Origin of the sequence: Mycolicibacterium peregrinum (genome assembly GCF_001665625.1) — a bacterium.
In the GTDB taxonomy this organism is placed as follows: Bacteria; Actinomycetota; Actinomycetes; order Mycobacteriales; family Mycobacteriaceae; genus Mycobacterium; species Mycobacterium peregrinum_B.
Genome location: NZ_LZSY01000140.1, coordinates 43,324 through 64,817, shown reverse-complemented (window position 1 = coordinate 64,817; position 21,494 = coordinate 43,324). Strand labels below are relative to the sequence as shown.

General features: G+C 66.7%; 24 protein-coding genes and 1 tRNA gene. 17 read left to right on the top strand and 8 right to left on the bottom strand.

The features are described from left to right. Positions 1-8: 8 nt before the first annotated feature. Positions 9-347 carry a winged helix-turn-helix transcriptional regulator gene (locus A5779_RS22710; protein ID WP_064885853.1) on the bottom strand — a complete coding sequence of 113 codons (339 nt, stop codon included), beginning with the start codon at positions 345-347 and terminating at the stop codon, positions 9-11. Between the two features lie 102 nt (positions 348-449). On the opposite strand from A5779_RS22710, the gene A5779_RS22705 reads away from it, so the two are divergent. The 6 genes from A5779_RS22705 (at position 450) to A5779_RS22680 (ending at position 7,560) form a co-directional block, all read left to right on the top strand. Beyond that, on the top strand, positions 450-1,325 hold the full coding sequence (locus tag A5779_RS22705; RefSeq protein ID WP_082941803.1) for an NAD(P)-dependent oxidoreductase: 876 nt from the start codon (positions 450-452) through the stop codon (positions 1,323-1,325). Continuing rightward, positions 1,322-2,194, top strand: a complete 873-nt coding sequence (locus A5779_RS22700) for an NAD(P)-dependent oxidoreductase (protein WP_064885851.1) — start codon at positions 1,322-1,324, stop codon at positions 2,192-2,194. The genes A5779_RS22705 and A5779_RS22700 overlap by 4 nt, the downstream gene beginning before the upstream one ends. An 18-nt stretch (positions 2,195-2,212) precedes the next feature. Then, the gene (locus tag A5779_RS22695; RefSeq protein ID WP_064885849.1) at positions 2,213-4,090 is read left to right on the top strand and encodes an alkyl/aryl-sulfatase; all 1,878 of its coding nucleotides are present in this window, start codon (positions 2,213-2,215) and stop codon (positions 4,088-4,090) included. An 88-nt stretch (positions 4,091-4,178) separates the two neighbouring features. Beyond that, on the top strand, positions 4,179-5,315 hold the full coding sequence (locus tag A5779_RS22690; protein WP_064885847.1) for a TIGR03364 family FAD-dependent oxidoreductase: 1,137 nt from the start codon (positions 4,179-4,181) through the stop codon (positions 5,313-5,315). A 26-nt stretch (positions 5,316-5,341) separates the two neighbouring features. Further along, positions 5,342-6,040: a phosphonatase-like hydrolase gene (locus A5779_RS22685; protein WP_064885845.1), complete on the top strand. Its 699-nt coding sequence runs from the start codon at positions 5,342-5,344 to the stop codon at positions 6,038-6,040. Between the two features lie 185 nt (positions 6,041-6,225). Beyond that, positions 6,226-7,560, top strand: a complete 1,335-nt coding sequence (locus tag A5779_RS22680) for an MFS transporter (RefSeq protein WP_064885843.1) — start codon at positions 6,226-6,228, stop codon at positions 7,558-7,560. 51 nt (positions 7,561-7,611) lie between these two features. Here A5779_RS22680 and A5779_RS22675 read toward each other — a convergent pair whose 3' ends face one another. Both A5779_RS22675 and A5779_RS22670 read right to left on the bottom strand, forming a co-directional pair. Continuing rightward, positions 7,612-8,358: a GntR family transcriptional regulator gene (locus A5779_RS22675; protein ID WP_413784931.1), complete on the bottom strand. Its 747-nt coding sequence runs from the start codon at positions 8,356-8,358 to the stop codon at positions 7,612-7,614. 59 nt (positions 8,359-8,417) lie between these two features. Further along, complete coding sequence (locus A5779_RS22670) at positions 8,418-9,173, bottom strand: SDR family NAD(P)-dependent oxidoreductase (protein WP_064885840.1); 756 nt, start codon at positions 9,171-9,173, stop codon at positions 8,418-8,420. A 48-nt stretch (positions 9,174-9,221) separates the two neighbouring features. Between A5779_RS22670 and A5779_RS22665 the strand changes: the two genes are divergently transcribed. Both A5779_RS22665 and A5779_RS22660 read left to right on the top strand, forming a co-directional pair. Then, a complete protein-coding gene (locus A5779_RS22665) occupies positions 9,222-9,830 on the top strand; it encodes a histidine phosphatase family protein (RefSeq protein WP_064885899.1) in 609 nt (202 codons plus the stop codon). 9 nt (positions 9,831-9,839) lie between these two features. Further along, positions 9,840-10,862, top strand: coding sequence for a phosphotransferase family protein (locus tag A5779_RS22660; RefSeq protein ID WP_082941806.1), 1,023 nt, complete (start codon positions 9,840-9,842; stop codon positions 10,860-10,862). A 4-nt stretch (positions 10,863-10,866) separates the two neighbouring features. Here the strand turns inward: A5779_RS22660 and A5779_RS22655 are convergent, their stop codons facing one another. After that, the gene (locus A5779_RS22655; protein WP_064885834.1) at positions 10,867-11,262 is read right to left on the bottom strand and encodes a LapA family protein; all 396 of its coding nucleotides are present in this window, start codon (positions 11,260-11,262) and stop codon (positions 10,867-10,869) included. 114 nt (positions 11,263-11,376) lie between these two features. On the opposite strand from A5779_RS22655, the gene A5779_RS22650 reads away from it, so the two are divergent. From A5779_RS22650 to A5779_RS22630, 5 genes are read left to right on the top strand one after another with little or no spacing between them, the layout of a single operon-like run. Beyond that, the gene (locus A5779_RS22650; protein ID WP_064885832.1) at positions 11,377-12,309 is read left to right on the top strand and encodes an ABC transporter substrate-binding protein; all 933 of its coding nucleotides are present in this window, start codon (positions 11,377-11,379) and stop codon (positions 12,307-12,309) included. Between the two features lie 31 nt (positions 12,310-12,340). Further along, positions 12,341-13,447: an ABC transporter ATP-binding protein gene (locus A5779_RS22645; protein WP_064885830.1), complete on the top strand. Its 1,107-nt coding sequence runs from the start codon at positions 12,341-12,343 to the stop codon at positions 13,445-13,447. Between the two features lie 2 nt (positions 13,448-13,449). Further along, entirely contained in the window at positions 13,450-14,121 is a 672-nt protein-coding gene (locus A5779_RS22640; protein ID WP_064885828.1) for an ABC transporter permease, read from the top strand. Beyond that, positions 14,118-14,900: an ABC transporter permease gene (locus A5779_RS22635; protein WP_064885897.1), complete on the top strand. Its 783-nt coding sequence runs from the start codon at positions 14,118-14,120 to the stop codon at positions 14,898-14,900. Before A5779_RS22640 ends, A5779_RS22635 begins: the two co-directional genes overlap by 4 nt. Further along, positions 14,897-15,484: a putative glycolipid-binding domain-containing protein gene (locus A5779_RS22630; protein WP_064885826.1), complete on the top strand. Its 588-nt coding sequence runs from the start codon at positions 14,897-14,899 to the stop codon at positions 15,482-15,484. The genes A5779_RS22635 and A5779_RS22630 overlap by 4 nt, the downstream gene beginning before the upstream one ends. Here A5779_RS22630 and A5779_RS22625 read toward each other — a convergent pair. Beyond that, on the bottom strand, positions 15,447-16,391 hold the full coding sequence (locus tag A5779_RS22625; protein ID WP_064885824.1) for a prephenate dehydrogenase: 945 nt from the start codon (positions 16,389-16,391) through the stop codon (positions 15,447-15,449). The two genes, A5779_RS22630 and A5779_RS22625, sit on opposite strands and share 38 nt — an antisense overlap. A 98-nt stretch (positions 16,392-16,489) precedes the next feature. On the opposite strand from A5779_RS22625, the gene A5779_RS22620 reads away from it, so the two are divergent. The 3 genes from A5779_RS22620 to A5779_RS22610 all read left to right on the top strand — a co-directional run bounded on the left by A5779_RS22620 (position 16,490) and on the right by A5779_RS22610 (position 17,580). Then, positions 16,490-16,996 (top strand): tRNA adenosine deaminase-associated protein, encoded by a 507-nt coding sequence (locus A5779_RS22620; protein ID WP_064885821.1) that lies wholly within the window; start codon positions 16,490-16,492, stop codon positions 16,994-16,996. Next, positions 16,993-17,448 carry a nucleoside deaminase gene (locus A5779_RS22615; RefSeq protein WP_064885819.1) on the top strand — a complete coding sequence of 152 codons (456 nt, stop codon included), beginning with the start codon at positions 16,993-16,995 and terminating at the stop codon, positions 17,446-17,448. The genes A5779_RS22620 and A5779_RS22615 overlap by 4 nt, the downstream gene beginning before the upstream one ends. Positions 17,449-17,489: 41 nt before the next feature. Next, positions 17,490-17,580, top strand: a tRNA-Ser gene (locus tag A5779_RS22610). 139 nt (positions 17,581-17,719) lie between these two features. Here A5779_RS22610 and A5779_RS22605 read toward each other — a convergent pair. Then, on the bottom strand, positions 17,720-18,586 hold the full coding sequence (locus A5779_RS22605) for an SAM-dependent methyltransferase (protein ID WP_064885816.1): 867 nt from the start codon (positions 18,584-18,586) through the stop codon (positions 17,720-17,722). A gap of 107 nt (positions 18,587-18,693) precedes the next feature. Between A5779_RS22605 and A5779_RS22600 the strand changes: the two genes are divergently transcribed. Beyond that, entirely contained in the window at positions 18,694-19,251 is a 558-nt protein-coding gene (locus A5779_RS22600; protein ID WP_064885814.1) for a TetR/AcrR family transcriptional regulator, read from the top strand. Between the two features lie 16 nt (positions 19,252-19,267). On the opposite strand, the gene A5779_RS22595 is transcribed toward A5779_RS22600, so the two are convergent. Continuing rightward, entirely contained in the window at positions 19,268-21,043 is a 1,776-nt protein-coding gene (locus tag A5779_RS22595; protein WP_064885811.1) for a peroxidase family protein, read from the bottom strand. After that, positions 21,003-21,413: a hypothetical protein gene (locus tag A5779_RS22590; protein WP_064885809.1), complete on the bottom strand. Its 411-nt coding sequence runs from the start codon at positions 21,411-21,413 to the stop codon at positions 21,003-21,005. The genes A5779_RS22595 and A5779_RS22590 overlap by 41 nt, the downstream gene beginning before the upstream one ends. Positions 21,414-21,494: the final 81 nt, after the last annotated feature.

Here is a 21,494-nt window from a genome sequence, read left to right as displayed (position 1 = left end):
CGGCTGGGCTAGCTCGCCTCTCCCGCGCAGATCAGCTCTATGTGTTTGGTGGCCCAATCTCCGAGTGGTTCAAGGGATTCGAGTAGCTCCCGGCCCGCGGGCGTCATGGAGTACTCCACCCGCGGCGGAACCTCGTGATAGCTCTCCCGATGTACGACGCCGTGCCGCTGGAGTTCCTTGAGGTGCTGGGTCAGCATCTTCTGGGACACCCCGGGCAGGCTTCGGTGCAGTGCGTTGAATCGTTTCGGGCCTTCCTGCAGCTCCCAGAGGATCAGCGGTTTCCATTTGCCATCCACCACGGCGAATGCCGCATCGAGTCCGCAGGTGTACTTGCCCAGTTGGGCCATCGGATATTCTCCCTGCTCAGGGCCAATAGTTTCGAAAAAGTAAGTATCCCACTTTTAAGTGGGTACTTGTCGGGTGGTCAGTGTCTCTCCAACGATGGTGGCATGACAACCACACGCCATACGATCAGTTTTCTCGGTCTCGGTGAGATGGGTTCAGCCCTGGCAGACACCGCCGTGAAGGCGGGCCACCCCACCGTCGTCTGGAACCGGACCGCTGCACGGACCGCCGCACTCGTCGAGGCAGGAGCCACCGCTGCGGCAGATCCGGCGGCGGCGCTCGACGCGGACGTGATCGTGGTCTGCCTGTTCGACCAGGCTTCGGTGCGTGAGGTTCTCGAGTCCGTCGCGGACCTGCTGGCCGGCCGCCGTGTGGTGAACCTGACCACCACATCACCAAATGGTGCGCGCGAATTGGCTCGCTGGGTTGCTTCCCACGGTGCCGACTATCTGGACGGCGGCATCATGGCGACGCCGGAGATGATCGCGACGCCGCAGTCGGCGATCCTCTACAGCGGCTCGGCCGCCTTGTTCGAAGACCATCGCGAGCTCTTCGAACTGTGGGGCAGCACTGAGTACTTCGGGGACGATGCGGGCCTGGCGTCGCTGTATGACATGGCGCTGCTGTCGGCCATGTACGTGATGTTCGCGGGTTTCGCACACGGAGCCGCCATGGTGGGAGCGGCCGGAGTGCCTGCGAAGGAGTTCGCCGCCCGCACGGCCGCGTGGCTGCCGGCCCTGATGCCCGCGATCGCCGGGTACGCGACCGTGATCGACGGTGGCGACTACTCGGTACCCGGCCAGCAGAGTCTGCACTTCTCCGATCTCAGTGACATCGTCAACGCCAGCCGGGACCAGGGGATCAGTACCGAAGTCGTCGACATGGTGCAACGGCTGATCCACCGGCAGATCGACGCCGGCCACGGCAACGACGGCTTCGCCCGCATCGTCGAGAGCATCAAGAACGGGGCGGCCGCATGACCACCACCGTCACCGTGCTCGGTCTCGGACCGATGGGCCAGGCGCTCGCGAGCGCGCTGGTGGCTGCGAAACACCGCACTACCGTGTGGAATCGGACAGCGGCCAAGGCCGACGCGCTCCGTGCCCGCGGCGCGCTGTGGGCCGACACACCCGCGCTGGCGGCCGCGGCCGGCGACCTCGTCCTGGTCAACGTCGTCGATCAGTCGGCCGCAGACGCGGTGCTGACCGCGGCGGGCGACGCACTCGCGGGCCGGGTGGTCATCGGATTGTCCTCGGATATCCCGGATTCGGCGCAGCACACCGCGGACCTGGTGACCGCACGCGGCGGACGTTATCTGGACGGGGCCATCATGACGCCGACCGACACCATCGGAACCCGCAGCGCGAGTATTCTTCTCGCCGGGCCGCGCGACGTGTTCGACGCCCACCGGGAAGTGCTCGAGGCGTTGGCGACGGTCAGCTGGGTCGGCGCAGATGTGGGTCGGGCCGCGGCCTTCGACATGGCCCTGCTCGATGTGTTCTGGACCTCGGTCAGCGGGTTCGTGCATGCCCTCGCGATGGCGGGTGCGCATGGCATCCCACCCACCGAGCTGCTGCCGCACGCGAACAACATCGCCGCGATCCTGCCGCCGATCTTCGGCGAGATCGCCGAACGCGTCGAGGACGACCGTCACAGCGACGCCGGCGCCTCGGTGTCCTCGGTGGCCGCCTCGGTGCGGCACCTGATCGCTGCGTCGCAGGCGGCGGGTCTGGACGCAGGCGCGCTGGAAGCCTTCCGGGGCTACGTGGACGCCGTGGTCGACGCCGGGCACGGGGAGGATGAAATCAGTCGGATCATTCCGGCAAGCGTGGCCGTGCCGTCACGCTGAAGTGGCAGGCTCGTCGGTATGGAGCAGAAGCCACCGGCCGCCGTCATCGAGGCCGCCCACCGCGAGCACCTGGCGAGCCTGCCTTTCGAGGACACGCGCGATTTCGACGACACCGACCGCGGTTTCATTGCCGCGCTCGACCCGTGTGTGGTGCGAGCGGCGGACGGAACTGTGGTGTGGGACAACGACGTCTATGCCTTCCTCGAAGGTGAGGCGCCGCCGTCGGTGCATCCGAGCCTCTGGCGCCAGTCGCAACTGTGCGCCAAGCAGGGCCTCTATGAGGTGGTCGAGGGCATCTATCAGGTGCGCGGGTTGGACATCTCGAACATCAGCTTCATCGAGGGCGATACCGGCGTCATCGTCATCGACCCGTTGATCTCCACCGAGGTGGCCGCGGCCGCGTTCAAGCTGTACCGCGAGCATCGCGGGGACCGGACCGTGGTCGCGGTCATCTACACCCACAGCCACGGCGACCACTTCGGCGGAGTCCTCGGCGTCACCAACCAGGCCGACGTCGACGCGGGCAAGGTGGCGGTGCTGGCGCCCGAGGGATTCGTCGAACACGCGGTGCAGGAGAACGTCTACGTCGGCACCGCGATGACCCGTCGCGCCACCTACCAATACGGCGGGCGGCTGGACCGCGGGCCGCAAGGCCAGGTCGGGTGCGGGCTCGGCCAGAGCACGTCCACTGGCGAGGTCGCGATGATCGTCCCCACCATCGACATCTGCCGCACCGGTGAGACCCACACCATCGATGGCGTCGAGATCGAGTTCCAGATGGCGCCCGGGACCGAGGCGCCCGCCGAGATGCACTTCTACTTCCCGAAGTTCCGCGCGTTGTGCATGGCCGAGAACGCCACCCACAATCTCCACAATCTGCTGACCCTGCGCGGTGCTCTGGTACGTGATCCGCACGGCTGGGCCGGGTATCTCACCGAGGCCATCGACACCTTCGCCGACCGGGCCGACGTCGTGTTCGCCTCGCACCACTGGCCGACATGGGGCCGGGAACGGATCGTGGAATTCCTTTCGCTGCAACGGGATCTGTACGCGTACCTGCACGATCAGACGTTGCGCCAGCTCAACCAGGGCTACACCGGCATCGAGATCGCCGAGCAGTTCCAGTTGCCGCCCGCGCTGGAGAGGGCCTGGCATGCCCGCGGTTACTACGGCTCGGTCAATCACAACGTCAAGGCGATCTACCAGCGCTACATGGGTTGGTTCGACGGCAACCCGGCCCGCCTGTGGCCACACCCGCCCGAAGCGCTGTCACCGCGCTACGTCGACGCGATTGGCGGCCCTGACCGGGTTGTCGAGCTGGCCGGCAAGGCCTTCGATGAAGGTGATTACCGCTGGGCGGCAACACTTCTGGACCATGTGATGTTCACCGATGCCGAGCACGCCGCGGCCCGCGCGCTCTATGCGGACACGCTGGAACAGCTCGCCTACGGTTCGGAGAACGCCACGTGGCGCAACTACTTCCTCTCTGGCGCTCTTGAGTTGCGTGAGGGCAAGTTCGGTACGGTCGGGCAGGTCACCGCGCCGACGATGCTGGCCCAGTTGAGTCCCGAGCAGATGTTCGACGTCCTCGCCATCAGCCTCAACGGGCCGCGGGCCTGGGATCTCGACCTGGCCGTCGACGTGACGTTCCTCGACACAGCGACGAACTACCGCGTGACGGTCCGCAACGGGGTGCTGGTCTACCGCAAGGCCGACGCCGACGCGGCGAGTGCGCTGACCACCGTGAAGCTGGCGAACAAGCTGCGACTGCTGGCCTTCGCTACGGGCGACGCCACGTCACCGGGCCTCGAGGTCACTGGTGACACCGACGCCCTGCCGTCGCTGTTGGCCGCTCTGGACCGACCCGACCCGGACTTCAACATCGTCACGCCGTGAGGTGAACAGAACTTTACATATATAGACACGAGGTAAAAACTCGTAACTTGTATTGACAAGTTGTGGTGATGTGGACCACAGTGTCCGCATGGGAAAACACAGCTACGACGTCGTGGTCGCGGGTGCAGGCATCGTCGGCCTGGCGCACGCCTATCACGCGCATCAGCGGGGACTGAGCGTCGCCGTGGTCGATCACGCCGACGGTGTCGTCGGCGCGTCGGTCCAGAACTTCGGCCACGCCTGCATCACCGCGCAGTCCGGCGTCGCGCGGGACTACGCCCGCAACGGCCGGCAACACTGGCTCGACCTGTCCCGCAAGGCGGGGTTCTGGTCGGCCGAGTCGGGTACGTTCTGCGTCGCCCGCCACGACGACGAGCTCGCGGTGATGGATGAGTTCGCCACCACCCGCGAGGACGGCGAGGTGCGCCTACTGAGCCGCGAGCTGCTCCTCGAGAAGATCCCGGTGGTGCCGACCGATGTCACCGGCGGCATGTACCTGCCGAACGACCTGCAGGTCGATCCGCGTACGGCCGCACCGTCGATCGCACGGTGGCTCGCCAGTGAAGGTGTCGACTTCCATTGGCGTACCGCGGCTTCCGGGTTCGAGCCGGGGGTGGTGCACACTTCGCGCGGACCGCTGCGCGCGGGTACGACATTCGTCACGGTCAACTACGACGTCGACCGGCTCTTCCCGGCGCTGGCCGAACGCGACGGTCTGCTGCGGTGCCGGCTGCACATGCTGCGGGCCCGGTTGCCGCTGGCCTTCGCCCTGCCCGCGCCGCTGTTCACCGGTTGGTCGCTGCTTAGATATTCGGGATTCGAGGGACTGCCGAGTACCGAAGCGGTGGCCGACAGGTTGCGCGCCGAACACCCCGATTACGTCGCGATCGACCTGCACCAGATGTACACCCCGCAGCCCGACGGCTCGCTGCTGATCGGCGACACCCACTACCGCGACATCTCCGCGCCGCCGTTCCAGTCCGAAGAGGGATTTGCCGTCCTTCTCGACGAGGCCCGGAAACTGTTCGGCGTCAATGACATCGAGGTGACCGAGCGCTGGCAGGGCGTCTACACCTCGGCGCCCGGGCAGGAGTTCCTGGTCGAGCAGCCCATCGAGGGCACCCACGTCGTCACCGTCACCACCGGTATCGGCATGACCACCAGCATGGGCCTCGCCCACGCCGGCGTCGGCAACGCGCTGGACCGACTCGCCGCCACCGTCTGAACGATCCAAACCGAAGGGATAAACCAATGGGTACCAAAGCAACTGATCCGATCAGCCTCGTCGTCTTCGACATGGCCGGCACCACCGTCGAGGACAGCGGGCTGGTTCAGCAGTCGTTCCTGGCCGCCGACAGTCATGCGGGTCTGTCGAAGACCGACGCCGACCGTGAGGAGATGCTGCGCTACGTCTCCGACACCATGGGCCAGTCCAAGATCGTGGTCTTCCGGCACCTGGCCAAGGGCAACGAGGAACAGGCGCAGGCCGCCAACAAGGAGTTCGAACGCTGCTATGCCCAGCTGGTCTCCGAGGGTAACTGCAGCCCGATCCCCGGCGCTGAAGATGTCATTACATCTTTGCGGTCCAGTGGTATCAAGACCGCGCTGACCACCGGGTTCGCCCATGAGACCCAGTCGGCCATCATCAATGCCCTGGGCTGGCACAACTTGGCCGACGTGGTGCTGTGTCCGTCCCCGGGCGTCCGCGGCCGGCCGTACCCGGACATGCCGCTGACCGCGCTGATGCAGACCGAAACCGATTCGGTGCGTTCGATGATCGTGCTGGGCGACTCCTCCTCGGACGTCATCAGTGGGCTGCGTGCCGGCGCGCGAGCCTCGATCGGCGTGCTGACCGGAGCCCACAACCGGGCTCAGCTGTCCGAGGCCGGCGCCACCCACATCCTCGACAGCGTCGCCGATCTCCCCGCTCTGGTGGCAGCCCTCCGGTAGTCCGCCACCCTCCACCGCCCCCGCGGCGGTCGGTCGCAGGCCGCGCCTCCCGACCGCCGCGCCCCCTCTGCACCGTTCTCGCAAGAGAAACCTGCCTTTGACGTTCGGCCACACTCGCTCGGCAATCTGCCCCGGCCCGTCAGCACACCGCCTGCCTGCAGCACGCCCACCAGAGGTGCAATCTCATGACCCAAACCGCGATTCCCGCTCCTACCACGATCGTTCCGCGCTACAAGCGCTGGCGGTTCCAGATCTTCGCCGTCACCTGGATCGCCTACGCCGGTTTCTATTTCACCCGGCAGGCCTTTTCTGTCGCCAAGCTCGGCATCCTCGAAGACCCGATCCTGAGCACGCACCTGACCAAGAGCACCCTGGCCAACCTCGATGCCGCCTACCTCGCGGCGTATGCGGCCGGGCAGTTCGTCTGGGGGCAGGTTTCCGACCGCTTCGGCCCGCGGGTGGTCATTCTCGGCGGTCTCGCGATATCGGCGATCGCCACCGTCTTCATGGGGCTGTTGCCCGCGCTGGTGTTCCTGCTGCCGCTGATGATCGTGCAGGGCCTGGCCCAGTCCACCGGCTGGTCCCCGACGCTGAGCAACATGGCCCAGTTCTTCTCGATCGGAGAACGGGGTCGGGTTCTCGGATTGTGGAGCACCAATTACGCATTCGGCGGCCTGGTGGCCGCACCGATTCTGGGTTGGGCCGCCTACGACGTGTTCGGCACCTGGCGGGCGGCGTTCTTCACCGGGGCGGCCATCGTGGTCGGGGTGTTCGTGCTCGTGCTGCTGTTCCAGCGCAACCGGCCGCAGGATGTCGGGTTGCCGCCGATCGAGGAGTACCGCGCTGCCCAGGATGCCCGGGAGGGCGTCGAACTCGACGAGACGCCCGAGGCCGAGGCGGTCGCCGAACCGACCCCGTCGTGGCGGGAGTCGCTGAAGGTGGTGCTGAGTGACAGCATGGTGAGAACCCTTGGCGCGTCGTACTTCCTGCTCAAGCCCGCCCGCTACGCGATCCTGCTGTGGGGGCCGGTGATCGTCGCGGAGCGTCTGGTCGACGGTGACAAATTCCAGGCCGTGACCATCCCGGTGGCGTTCGGTGTGGCGGGCGTGATCGCCCCGATCCTGCTCGGCCGGATCTCCGACCGCGTGTTCAGTGCGCGACGCGTGCCCGCCTGTGTGATCAGTCTAGGGATCCTGGTGGCGGTGCTCGCGCTGTTCGGTCCGCTGACCGCGACCGGCAGTGCCTGGGTCATGGTGGTGGTGCTCGGGCTGATCGGCCTGAGCGTGTACGGCGCCGACGCGATGATCTCCTGTGTCGCCGCGGTCGACTTCGGCACTTCCAAGCACGCCGGCACCGCGGCCGGGTTCATCAACTGTTGCGGTTCGGTCGGCGCGATCCTTGGCGGGCTGCTGCCCGGTTACCTGAGCACCTCGACGCTGTTCTACGGATTCGCCGGCGCCGCACTGCTGTCCGCGTTGCTGCTCATCCCGCACTGGAATCGGATGCCCGCCGCGGACTGATTCCCGCGAGCAGACGTGAACGCACCCCAACTCACCCGGTTTGGGGTGCGTTCACGTCTGTTCGGCGGAGGAAAACTTGGTGCGGGCGTTGACGATGCTGAACGTGACGACGTCGGGCCGGTAGCGGTCGTCGGCACACTCGAAGACGACGCCGTGCTGGTCCCGCGAGACTCGTCGCTCCCGCAACAACGGACTGCCCGGCGCGATCCCGAGATTCGCGGCGTCGTCCGGTCCGGCGGCGACCGCGTCGAGCACGTGTTCCATCGAGTCGAAGTACACGCCACGGCTGGCCAGATAGTCGGTCATCGACCCGGAGTCGGTATCGAACTCGAACAGCAGGGAACCCACGGATTCGATGAAGGTGCTGCGCTCGATCATCGCCGGTTCGCCGTCGAGCAGGCGGACACGCAACACCTCGACCACGAAGTCGTCGGCCGTCAAACCCAATGCCTCGATGGCGGTTTCGGAGGCACGGCGGCGCGCCACCTCGATCGTGCGGTTGCCCGCGACGCGCCCGGCACGCTCGGCCCACTGGGTGAACGGTGTGAACGTGTCCAGCGTCTGGGTGGCGTCATGACTGCGGACCACCGCCGGCTTGCCGCGCGAGACCCGGATCAGGCCCTCGTTCTTCAACGTCGCGAGAGCCTGGCGCACCGGGCCGCGCGACACGTCGAACTCGGCGCACAACGCACTCTCGGTGGGCAGTGGCGCTCCGATGGCGTAGTCGCGACGCCTGATGCGCTGACGCAGTTCTGAGGCGACGTGCTCGTGGCGCGAAACGGGCCCCGCCATCCGCATCCCTTCCGGTCAGGGTGTCATGACAAGTTTGCTACCCGGGCTACATTACCGCGCCCTGCTCAGGGCAGGCCGCCGTCTACCCGCAGGATCGATCCCGTGGTGAAGCTGGACGCATCAGACATCAGAAACAGTGCAGCCCCGACGATCTCGGGAGGGTTGCCGGCCCGCTGCAGGGCGAGGTGGGCGAACGGCTCGCCGGCCATGTCCCAGGCCTTGCTGACATCGGTGAGGAACGGCCCGGCCATCAGGGTGTTGACCCGCACGGTCGGACCGAACGCCTTGGCCAGCCCTTCGGTCATGGCGTTGAGCCCGGCCTTGGCCGCGGCGTAGGGGAGCATGTACTGGTCGGGCCGTAGCGAGCCGGATGAGCTGACGTTGATGATCGTGCCGCCGCCGTCGGCAACCATGCGTTCACCGAGCAGGGCCGAAAGCCGGAATGGCCCTTTGAGATTCAGGTTGAACACCGAGTCGAAGAGTTTCTCGCTGACCGAGCCCAGCGACTCGTACAGCGGTGACATGCCGGCGTTGTTGACCAACACGTCGACCTTGCCGAACCGCTCATACACCGCGTCCACCAGACCGTCGAGCTGGTCCCACCGGCCCACGTGCACCTGATAGGGCAGGGCAGCGCGACCGGTGGCCGCGCTGATCTCCTCCGCGGTGGTCACACATGAGTCCAGGTTGCGGCTGGCGATCACCACGTCGGCGCCGCACCGCGCGGCTCCCATCGCGATCTCGCGGCCCAGCCCGCGGCTGCCGCCGGTGACCAGGACCACCCGGTCGGTGAGGTCGAACAACTCGTCGGCATATCCCATGTGATGACCCTCTCCGGCCGGCTTACACCGCGGCCCTATGGTGACACGGTGCAACTGCTTCTGGTCCGACATGCTTTACCGCTGCGCAGCGAGCCCGGTCAAGGGTCCGATCCCGACCTGTCCGAAGAAGGCATCGCCCAGGCGCAGCGGCTGCCCGCCGCCCTGGCTCGCTTTCCCGTCAGCCGGCTCGTCAGCAGCCCGCAGCGGCGTGCGATCCAGACTGCGGGACCGGTCGCCAAGGAGCTGGGCCTGCAGGTCGAGGTCGACGAGCGGCTCGCCGAGTACGACCGCGACATGTCGCACTATGTGCCGATCGAGGAGATCGCGAAGGAGAACCCCGAGGAGCTGGCGCGGTTGGTGAACGGTCACCTGCCCAGCAGCGTGGACGAGAACGCGTTCATGGCCAGGATCGGCGCCGCGGTCGAGGACCTGGTGGAGGCCGGTGACCATGACGGCACCGTCGCGGTGTTCAGCCACGGTGGGGTGATCAACGTGCTGCTGCACCAGATCCTGCAGACCCAGCGGCTGCTGTCATTCCACGTCGACTACGCCTCGGTCACCCGGCTGCTGTCGTCGCGCTCGGGCAAGCTGGCCGTCGCCTCGGTCAACGGGACCGAACACGTATGGGACCTGCTGCCTCGAAATGTCCGGTGGTAAACAGTGACGGTGACGAATCTGGAGGGTCTCGACCTCAGCGCCCTGGACCGGCATCTGCGCTCGGAGGGCATCGCCCGCAGCGGTGAACTCCGCGCCGAACTGATCGCCGGTGGCCGTTCCAACCTGACGTTCCGGGTGTGCGACGACGAGTCCGCCTGGGTGCTGCGCCGTCCGCCGCTGCACGGTCTGACCCCGTCCGCACATGACATGGCCCGCGAGTACAAGGTGGTGGCGGGGCTGGCCGGCACCGCGGTACCGGTCGCCCGGGCAGTGACGATGAGCAACGACGACTCCGTGTTGGGTGCTCCGTTCCAGATGGTCGAGAACGTGGCCGGCAGGGTGGTCCGCAGCGCATCTGAGCTTGCCGAGCTGGGTGACGAGACCGTGATCAGCGACAGCGTCGACGCCCTGATCCGCGTGTTGGCCGACCTGCACGCGGTGGATCCCGAGGCCGTCGGTCTCGGCGATTTCGGCAAGCCCGCCGGCTACCTGGAACGGCAGGTACGTCGCTGGGGTTCGCAGTGGGACCTGGTCCGGCTGCCCGACGACCCCCGCGACGACGACGTCAAGCGCCTGCATCAGGCCCTGGCGGATTCGGTTCCGGCCCAGAGCCGCAACTCGATCGTGCACGGTGACTACCGCATCGACAACACGATCCTGGACGCGCAGGATCCGACGAAGGTCCTCGCGGTGCTCGACTGGGAGCTCTCCACGCTGGGCGACCCGCTGAGCGACGCCGCGCTGATGTGCGTGTACCGCGACCCGATGTTCAACCTGATCCTGAGCATGGAAGCGGCGTGGAGTTCACCGCAGATGCCGTCGGCCGACGAGTTGGCCAACCGCTACTCGGTGCAGTCCGGCCAGGACCTGGCGCACTGGGACTTCTACATGGCGCTGGCGTACTTCAAGGCAGCGATCATCGCCGCGGGTATCGACTTCCGTGCACGCCAAGGCTCTGAGGCGCCCGGCGGTTCGAGTGTCGGCGAGGCGGTGGCCCCGGCGATCGCCTCGGGCTTACGCGCCATCGGATGACGAGTCAGTCGCGCTGCGCGGCCTTGAAGTTCTTCTTGGCCGTGCGGCGCAACTGGAAGATTCGCGCCGATCCGGCGGCGACGGTCAGCAATCCGCCTGCCACCGCAGCGCCCAGGATGGCCACGCCTGTCGGCAACGACCAGTGCCAGGCCAGGAACGTCATCGGGACCGGCTCGGTGTTCTGCGCGATGAAGATCAGCAGCACGATGAGCACCAGGAAACCCAGGATCAATGCTGACCACAGGGCCCCGGCGCGGGTCAGTTTGGGCTCGGCGGCCTTACCTGACTTGGCGGGGGGCTTGCCGGCATCGGGGACTTTGCCTGGGTCAGGAGCCGGTGTCACCGGAACATTCGGCGTCGGCTCAGGCAGATCGGGCGATGCAGACGGATCGCTGGTCATACTGACATCTTTGCCCGTCGCGGCGTCAAAGCAAACACCCTGAGGTAAAGCGCGGCGGCATGTCGGGTGTGCCGTTAGGGTCTGGAGAAAGGCTGAACCGCCGAAAGGACGCGGATGCACCGCAAAACCCTGGCGACTCTGGCAATACTGCTTGCCTTCTTTTTGTCCGGTTGTGGCAGTGCCAATCCGTTGGGCGGCGGGCCGATCTCGGGTGACCTGAAGTCGATCACCGTCGGGTCGGCCGACTTCCCGGAGTCCAAGATCATCGCCGAGATCTATGCCCAGGCTCTGGAGGCCAATGACTTTCAGATCCGCCGGCAGTTCGGTATCGGTAGCCGCGAGACGTATGTGCCTGCGGTGCAGGACCACTCGATCGATCTGATCCCCGAGTACACCGGGAATCTCCTGCAGTACTTCGATGCCCAGGCTACTGCCACCACTCCGGACCAGGTGCTGATCGCGCTGTTCAAGGCGTTGCCGGGCGACCTGTCGATCCTGTATCCGTCACCGGCTGAAGACAAGGACACCCTCGCGGTCACCGCCGAGACCGCCCAGCGTTGGAACCTGAAGACCGTCGCCGATCTGGCTGCGCATTCGCCTGAGGTGAAAGTCGGTGCACCATCGGAGTTTCAAACCCGTCAGACCGGACTGGTCGGCCTGAAGTCCCGGTATGGGCTGGACATCGCGCCCGTCAATTTCGTCGCGATCAGTGACGGTGGCGGTCCGGCCACCGTTCAAGCTCTCAACAGCGGGGCCGTCACCGCCGCCAACATCTTCAGCACTTCACCGGCGATCGAGCAGTACCACCTGGTGCCTCTGGGGGATCCCGAGAACGTCTTCCTGGCCGCCAATGTCGTTCCACTGGTGGCCTCGCAGAAGATGTCGAATGAACTCAAGACCGTGCTCGACGCGGTGTCGGCCAAGCTCACCACCGAGGCCCTGATCGAGTTGAACACCGCGGTCGAGGGCAATGCCGGCGTCGACCCGGACGAGGCGGCGGAAAAGTGGATCAGGGACAACGGATTCGACAAACCGGTGACCAAGTGATGAGCGCTGGCGCGAAGAACAGAGGGCCCGAGTGATCACCTTCGAGAACGTCACCAAGCAGTACCCGGACGGCACGGTCGCCGTCGACAATCTCAATCTGGAAGTGCCGCAAGGCACGCTGACGGTGTTCGTCGGTCCGTCGGGCTGCGGTAAGACCACCTCGATGCGGATGATCAATCGGATGATCGACCCCACCTCGGGCACCATCACCGTCAACGGGGACGACATCAGCACGGTCGATCCGGTCAAGCTGCGTCTCGGCATCGGCTACGTCATCCAGAGCGCCGGCCTGATGCCGCATCTGCGGGTGGTCGACAACGTCGCGACCGTGCCCGTGCTGCGGGGCGAATCCCGGCGCAAGGCCCGCAAGGCCGCGATCGGCGTGATGGAACGGGTGGGGCTCGACCCGAAACTTGCCGACCGGTATCCGGCACAACTGTCCGGCGGGCAGCAGCAGCGGGTCGGGGTGGCCCGCGCGTTGGCCGCCGACCCGCCGATCCTGTTGATGGACGAGCCGTTCAGTGCGGTGGACCCGGTGGTCCGCGAGGACCTGCAGGCCGAAATCCTGCGATTGCAAAGCGAATTGCGCAAGACGATCGTGTTCGTCACGCACGACATCGACGAGGCGGTCAAGCTCGGGGACAAGGTCGCGGTGTTCGGCCGCGGCGGGGCGCTACTGCAATACGCCGATCCTGCCTTTGTGCTGTCGAATCCGGCCAACGAACTGGTATCGGCGTTCGTCGGTGCCGACCGTGGTTACCGCGGACTGCAGTTCTTTCACGCGAGCGGACTGCCATTGCACGAGATCGAACACGTCGACGAGGACGATATCGACGCGCTCGACCTGAGTCCGGGCCAGTGGCGGCTTGTCATCAAATCAGGCGCGCCGTTCGCGTGGATCAACGCCGAGGGCGTCGAGGTGCATCGCAAGGGCAACGCGCTCTACGACAGCACCATCGGCGGCGGGTCTTTCTTTCCACCCGACGGCACGCTGCGGCAGGCGCTGGACTCGGCGCTGTCGTCACCGAGCGGTCTCGGTGTCGCGGTCGACGAGGAAGGCCGGCTCGTCGGAGGTGTGCGCGCCGACGACGTGCTCGAGGCACTCAAGGAGCAGCGCCGCGTCCCGGAGCTGGGGTAGCCGTGCGGTATCTACTGAACCATCTCGACGACCTGTGGGTGTTGACCATCGTGCACCTGCGGTTGTCACTGGTGCCGATCGTGCTCGGGCTGCTGATCGCGGTGCCGTTGGGCGCGGCGGTTCAACGCACCACGGCGCTGCGGCGGCTGACCACCCTGACCGCGAGCATCATCTTCACCATCCCGTCGCTGGCGTTGTTCGTGGTGCTGCCGCTGGTCATCCCGACCCGCATCCTGGATGAGGCCAATGTCATTGTGGCGCTGACGCTTTACACCACGGCGCTGTTGGTGCGGGCGGTGCCGGAGGCGCTCGACGCGGTGGACGATCAGGTGCGTGACGCGGCAACGGCGATCGGCTACCGGCCGTGGGTGCGGATGCTCAAGGTGGAACTTCCGCTGGCCATCCCAGTCCTGATCGCCGGGCTGCGGGTGGTGGCCGTCACCAACATCTCGATGGTGTCGGTGGGTTCGGTGATCGGCATCGGCGGCCTCGGCACCTGGTTCACCGAGGGCTATCAGTCCAACAAGAGTGACCAGATCATCGCGGGGATCATCGCGATCTTCGTGCTGGCCGTCGTCATCGACACCCTGATCATGTTGGCCGGCAAGGCCATCACGCCGTGGAATCGCACGCCTCGAACGCCGCGGGCCACGCGCGCCAAGGCGGCAGCATGAACTTCCTGCAACAGGCACTCGACTTCATCTTCACCGCCGCCAACTGGGCCGGGCCCGCAGGGTTGACTGCCCGCATCGTCGAACACCTGCAGTACACCGTCGTCGCGGTGGCGGCTTCGGTGGTGATCGCGATCCCGGTCGGCCTGCTCATCGGGCACACCGGGCGCGGCACCTTCCTGGTCGTCACCGGGGTCAACGCGTTGCGCGCCCTGCCCACGCTCGGCGTGCTGCTGCTCGGGGTGTTGTTGTGGGGGCTCGGCTTGGTGCCGCCGACGGTGGCCCTGATGCTGCTGGGCATTCCTCCGTTGCTGGCCGGCACCTACGCCGGGATCGCGAACGTCGATCCCGCCGTGGTGGACGCAGCCAGATCGATGGGCATGACGGAGCGGCGGGTGCTGTTCGGGGTCGAGGTGCCCAACGCGCTGCCGTTGATCGTCGGCGGTCTGCGAACCGCGACGCTGCAGATCGTGGCGACCGCGACGGTGGCGGCCTACGCGAGTCTCGGCGGGTTGGGCCGGTATCTGATCGACGGCATCAAGGTGCGGCAGTTCCACATCGCGCTGGTGGGTGCGCTGATGGTGACGGCGCTGGCCTTGATTCTCGATGCCGCGCTGGCGTTCGCGGTGTGGCTCTCGGTACCCGGTAGTGGCCGCTTGGGAGGTCGACGACGGATTCCGCAGCCGTTGCTCGGCGACGAGGTGGCGCTCGAGTCGCGTCCGGCGGGGAGTTCCGGACTCGGCTACGAAGGCCGCGCGTCGTCGCATACGGTAGACGGGTGAGCGACGAGAAGGATCGTGCCTGGCCAGCAGTGTTGACCTGGCGGGCGCACGACGAACCCCGGATGGAATCCGCTCGGGTTCAGCTGTCGGGCAACAGGATCAAGGCCTATGGCCGGATCGTGGCGGCTTCCACCGATTCCCACCCGGCCTTCTCGGCCTCCTATGACCTGGTCACCGACGAGACCGGCGCCACCAAGCGGTTGTCTCTGACTGTCACGCTGGCCGAGCGGGAACGCCAGCTCTCCATCGCCCGCGATGAGGAGAACATGTGGCTGGTGCAGGATCACACCCAGACCAAGCGCTCGGACTTCGGCGGTGCGCTCGATGTGGATCTCGTGTTCAGCCCGTTCTTCAACGCGCTGCCGATCCGGCGGACGGGCCTGCACCAACGCGCGGAGTCGGTGACGCTGCCGGTGGTCTACGTGCGGTTGCCGGACCTGTCGGTGGAGACCGCGAACATCAGCTACAGCAGCCCGGGGCCCGGAGCCGCGGTGAAACTGCGCTCGCCCGTCGCCGACACCACCATCACGGTTGATCCCGACGGCTTCATCCTTGATTACCCAGGACTGGCAGAGCGGATCTGATCACCCCGCCGGCTCGTCCGGCGGCGGCCAGCTCGGCCCGCCAGTTGTCGGTGCCGACCACCGTGGTGATGATCTCGGGGCGGCTGAAGCTGTCGTAGCGCATCCGCGCGGCATGCCCGGTCTCGACCAGATCGGCCACCGAACCCGTGTCCGCCAGTGTCTCCTTGGCTCGCGTCAGCAGTTCGATGCCGTGTTCCAGCGCGGGCAGCAGCTGGTCGGCGTTGGCCTCGCACATGGCCCGCACCAGGTCCGGTGCGGTGGCCGCCACCCGGGTGCCGTCGCGGAATGATCCGGCGGCCAGGGCGAATGCCAGCGGAACTTCTCCGGCGATCACGGCCAGGGTCTCGGCGAACAGGTGCGGCAGGTGCGAGATCGTGGCCGCGGCGGCATCGTGCTCGTCGGAGCGGGCCGGCACCACGACGGCGTGGCAGTCCAGGGCCAGCTGGGCCACCTGGGACCAGACGCCGGCGTCGACGTGGTCGTCCACGCTGACCACCCACGCGGCGCCGGTGAACAGCGCGGCGTCACCGGCCGACCAGCCGGAGTGCGCGGTACCGGCCATCGGATGCCCGCCGACGAAGTTCTGCAGGAGGCCGGCTTGTTCCACCTCGGCGAGCACCGCGCCCTTGACACTGGTCACGTCGGTCAACGGGCACTGGGGTGCAGTGCTGCGGATGCGGTCGAGCATCTGCGGCAGGGCCGGCATCGGCACCGCCACCACGATCAGCGCGTTGCAGTCGGCCGCCCGGCGCAGCGCCGCGTCGAGGTCCGCCGTGGCGTCGAACCCGTCGAACTTGGCGGCCGCGACGGACTCCAGCGACCGGTTGTAGCCGAAGACCTCACGGCCCGCCCCGGCAGCGGCGCGCATCAGCGAGCCACCGATCAGACCGAGGCCCAACACGCACACGGGTGTGTTCGTCACGCATCAAGGTTGGCATACCGACCCGGCCGGGGCCGAGGGTGATCCCTGTCAAAATTGCTGGTCGGCGACTACCGTAGGCGGGCATGGAGGCGCAGCGTGCACCGGCAGACCTGCCCGATGGTTTCGGGGTGGCCGTTGTCCGGGAGGACGGCAGGTGGCGGTGCGCCCCGATGCGGTCGTCGTCGTTGAAGAGTTTGACCGCGGCCGAGACCGAGCTCCGCGAGCTGCGCAGCGCCGGGGCGGTCTTCGGACTGCTCGATGTGGACGACGAATTTTTCGTGATCGTGCGGCCCGCACCGGCGGGTACCCGGTTGCTGCTGTCGGACGCCACCGCGGCACTGGACTACGACATCGCCGCAGAGGCGCTGGAGAATTTGGACGCTGACCTGGAAGAAGAGGATCTCGAAGACTCGGATCCCTTCGAAGAGGGCGACCTCGCGGTGCTGTCCGACATCGGTCTGCACGAGGACGTGCTCGGGGTGATCTTGTCGGAGACCGACCTGTACGCCGACGAGCAGATCGGGCGGATCGCCCGCGAGATGGGCTTCGCCGACGAGCTGTCGGCGGTGCTCGACCGGCTCGGTCGGTGAGTGCCTCAGACGAATCCCTGATCCGCGCGGCGCTGGGGGCTGCCCGGACAGCCGGTCCGCGCGACGTGCCGATCGGTGCGGTGGTGTTCGCCGCCGACGGGACCGAGTTGGCGCGCGCTGCGAACGTCCGTGAGGCCACCGGCGACCCGGCCGGGCACGCCGAGATCGTGGCGATGCGCGAGGCCGCCCGGGTGCTCGGTGACGGGTGGCGGCTGGAAGGTGCGACGCTGGCCGTGACAGTCGAGCCGTGCACGATGTGCGCGGGCGCGTTGGTGCTTGCCCGGGTGGCGCGGGTGGTGTTCGGCGCCTGGGAACCCAAGACCGGGGCGGTCGGCTCGCTGTGGGATGTGGTGCGTGATCGCCGGCTCAACCACCGTCCCGAGGTGGTCGGCGGGGTCCTGGCCGACGAGTGCGCGGCCCTGCTGGAGGAGTTCTTCGCGGCCCAGCGGTAAGCGATTAGGGCTTGGCGCGCTCGCCCGGTAAGCTGCCACACGGTGGCGTGTCCGAGCGGCCTAAGGAGCACGCCTCGAAAGCGTGTGACGGGTAACCCCCGTCCGAGGGTTCAAATCCCTCCGCCACCGCCATAAATCCCGCACCTGTTCTCGCAGGTAGCGGGATTTTTTGCGATCAGCGCGCGACGCAGATCACTCGCCTGGGCGCTGTGTCGAGCGTGCAGCCTTTCTGTCGCTGATGGCGAAATTGCGACAACAACCTGCACGTTCGTCACAGGGTTTCCAACCGGGTGGCGGTGACGGTTCCGCTGCCGGCGTCTGAACCGACCTTGCGGGGATAGCGTGCGGCCAGTTCGGCGAAGCTGGTGAAAGACGTTGACCACCCCAGGCTTTCGATCCAGTGCCGGGCGTCGTCACCGAGGCCCCGATCGACATTGGACGTGCCGCGATACAGGTCCGCGGCGCCGTCCACCGACTTCAGTGTGGTGTTGAAGCTCTGGCTACCCATGGTCGGGAATTCGTACCGGCTGCCGGGCGCGGACAGTCGCGTGATCGCCTCGACCCCGGCGCGAGCCGCGGCCCTCGGCAGTGTCATCAGGGCATGGTCGACCCAATGCGTCGGGATGGTGGGATCAAACCCGTTGGTCACCAGGGATTCTGCCCAGTCTGAGTCGGACAGGTCGGCCTCGATGACGTGGCGCTCGCAGGTCGCGACGGCGTCGCGCAGGGTCGGTTCCTTGAAGGCGAAGAGCTGGGGTAGATCGACCTCGAACAGGTGCACGGACCCGGGCCAGGTCAGCCGGAACGCGTGGGTGTCCAGCCCGGCGCCGATCAACACGATCTGGGTGCGCCCGGCATCAGCCGCTTGGGTCAAGGCGTCGTCGACCAGGCGGACACCGACTGTGCGGGATTCGTACATCATCGCGGCCAATCGCAACACGGTCGCCCAGGTTTCGGCGGCACCCTCGGGCGCGTCCGGGGCGAGATAGGCCTGCTGTGCTGCCGCGACGAAGCGGGCGGCGTAAGGATCGGCATAGAGGCGGTCATCCCGTTCGGATTCCCGGGCTCGGATCACCGCGACCCCGACGGCGGTGAGTGGTGGGCCGGTCAGTGTTGTGGGCAGCTGTGAACCGTGCATGGATTCCCCCTCGATGCGTCTCATTCATTACTTGACGGCAGGTAAGTAATGGATCCGGCCACGCTAAGCTCATCCCTTACCGGGCGTCAAGTAATGGGAGGGGCTGGATGGCAGGTCGACGGACCGACACCCGCGACAAGATCCGCGCCGTGGCCCTTGAGCTGTTCTCGGCCCACGGCTACGACCACACCTCGATCCGTCAGATCGCCGAAAGTCTCGGGATCACGAAGGCCGCTGTCTACTACCACTTCCCGGCAAAAGAGGACATCGTGGTGAGCCTTGCCGACGATTTGCGTACGGGTGTGGACGAGATCCTGAGCTGGGCTGCCGATCAGCCTGCGGGCAGGGAAACCGGACTCGAGGTCCTGCGACGGTACGGCACGGTTCTGCACGGCACCGGCCGGGCCATGACGCGGTTCATGCACGAGAACTATGCGGCGTTCAATCGGCTCGGGGTCGGCGCCGACCTGCGCTACCAGTTCCGCACCGTTTCCGACGCCATGACTGCCCCCGACCACGATCCCGTCGCGGTGTATCACGCCCGCCAGGCCCTGCTGACCATCTCCTGGAGCGTGGCAATGATGGGTGACCTGCCGCTCACCGATGAGCAGTGCAACGACACGGCCATCGCGATCGCCGCGGACATTTACGAGCGCACCTTCTAGCGGCCCGATGTCCCAACTAGATCCGCGCCCACGGCGCGAAGGCGTTGCGCTGCCCGCGCAGTGACGGCTCGAGCTCGGGATAGTGCCGCAGCAACACCGAGGTCATGTCGTTGTGGTCGATCCAGTCCATGCCCTCGGGGGTGTAGACGCGCGGCGTGAAGTCCACGGTGTAGAACCGGTCGCTCTTGAGGCGACGGGTGGCCATCAGCACGAAGATCCGGAATGCGGTGTCGCTGAACCCGAATCCCTCTGGCAGTTTTTCGCCGAACATGCCGACGGTGGTGTCCACCTTCTCGATGTCGCCGCCGTAGATCTCGGCCATCACAGCGGCGGTGGAAGCGTCGCCGCCGCTGATCTGGTCGAAACTGGTCACCGGGTTCAGTCGCAATGCACGGCGGAAGTCGTTGTAGCGCGGGACTCCTCGTTCCCGGGAGCGCAGGATGTCGGTGGCGATCATGTCGAGTGTGTGTTCGTCGGTGCGCTGGAAGTTCCGCATGAAGTTCGGGCTGTTGTGCAGGGTGACCGCGCCAGGATGGGCGACGCCCAGCGAGTACAGGCACTCGGCCACACCCATGCTCTTGAGGACACCGCGGGAGTTCGCCCCGCCGTGGATCTCGCCGAAGGTGAGTTGGCGTGGCTCGACTCCGGTTGTCAGGCTGAGGAATTCATAATCATCGGGCACCAGGGGGTGCATCCGGTAGACGGTGACGAAGTCCTCGGTGATCGAATACGGGGCGGTGTGGTGGTCGGTGGTCGAGCCTGGGATACCGCTGACCACATCGCTGGACCCGATCCGGCCGAACAACTCCTTGACCCGCTCACCGGCCAGGCCGAACCAGTTGGCCCGCATCCCGATCTGCAGGGTCGGATGCCCCAGGATCGCCGGGGTCCATTCGATGGTGTGGATCTTGGCGATCAGCGCGGCGTTGATGAGTCGTGCCTTGTTGAACAGTTGGTCGTCGTCCCAGTTCGGATATGCCGCCCTGAGCCGGTCACAGATGGCGTTGTGCTCACGCATGAATATCGTGCCCATCAGCTCCATGCCCAGCCACCAGCCGTCCGCGCCACCGGAAGCGCCGATGAGGGCCGGGTCGATGTCGATGAACCCGTCGGCGTCGATGCGCACCTTGCCGCCCTTGCCGCTACGGACGGCCTTCTGGAAATCCTGGTTGCTGCCGTAGATCTGCGAGGCATCCCACCAGTGGGTTTCGGTGTTGACAAAGGTCGAACCGCCCGGCGCGGCCGTGGGGTCGACGGCCGTGGCTGGGACCTTGATGGTGTCCTCGGGCCATTCGTCGTCCCCGTCGGGGCGGGGGATCTCGAGCATCCGATTGGCGTCGGTACCGTGGCTGAACCAGTCCCGGGTCTCGAACTGCAACCACGCCCCGGCGAGCACGTTGAGTGTGGTGGCCGGCTTGAATTCGCGGCGCTGCAACAGTTTGGTGCTGATCAGTCGGGGATTGGGATCCATCAGCTGCGGCAGCGTCTCGGCCCGGCCCTCGGCCAGGGGCACATTGCGCCCGAACCGGGTGTCGGCCATGCCCATCGACGGCGCCGAGAGGTCGTTGTAGGAACCGTTGGCCGTCCGGGCGGTCAGGTAATCGGTCGGGGCCAGCGGCGGCGCCTCCGGTGGCTTGCCCTGGTAGGTGTCGTACAGGTTGTGCTCGCGCAGGGAATCGCGGATCCCGACCAGCACCGAGATGCCGACGATCGGGGGCAGCTTGTCCCAGCCGATCCGCCGGTCGACCAGCTCAGTGGTCTTGAGAAACAACCTCGTGAGAAGCGATGGCATGACGGGATCCTTTCCAGGCAATGACGGCGAGAGCGGTGTTGATGGCGGAGATGACTGTGGCCGTCACGCCGTGGCGGCGCGGCAGATCGCCGCGCGCTGTGGTGACGGCGGCCGACAGGGTGTCGGTGGCGTGGATCAGGACGGCGAGGTTCTCGGCCCGACGAAGTTCGCTGCCCCGCAGGACGAGCAGATCCAGCCCGATCAGCACGGTCCTGATGCCGAACATCCGGAACGGATAGGCGGCCGAACGATCGCGTGCGGTGTCGACGCCGAGGCGGGTGAGAAGTCTTTCGGGGGCCACAAGGGCGGTCGCGCCATTGAGGATCCGGATCACGGCCAGCGCGGTGCGTGCTGCTGTCGGGCTCAGCATGTCTAGATCTTGGGCGTTCGCCGCGGCCGGTGCATGAGTAGTCGGCTACTTGTTTCGCCTGATTCGCCCGGTCTTCGTCAG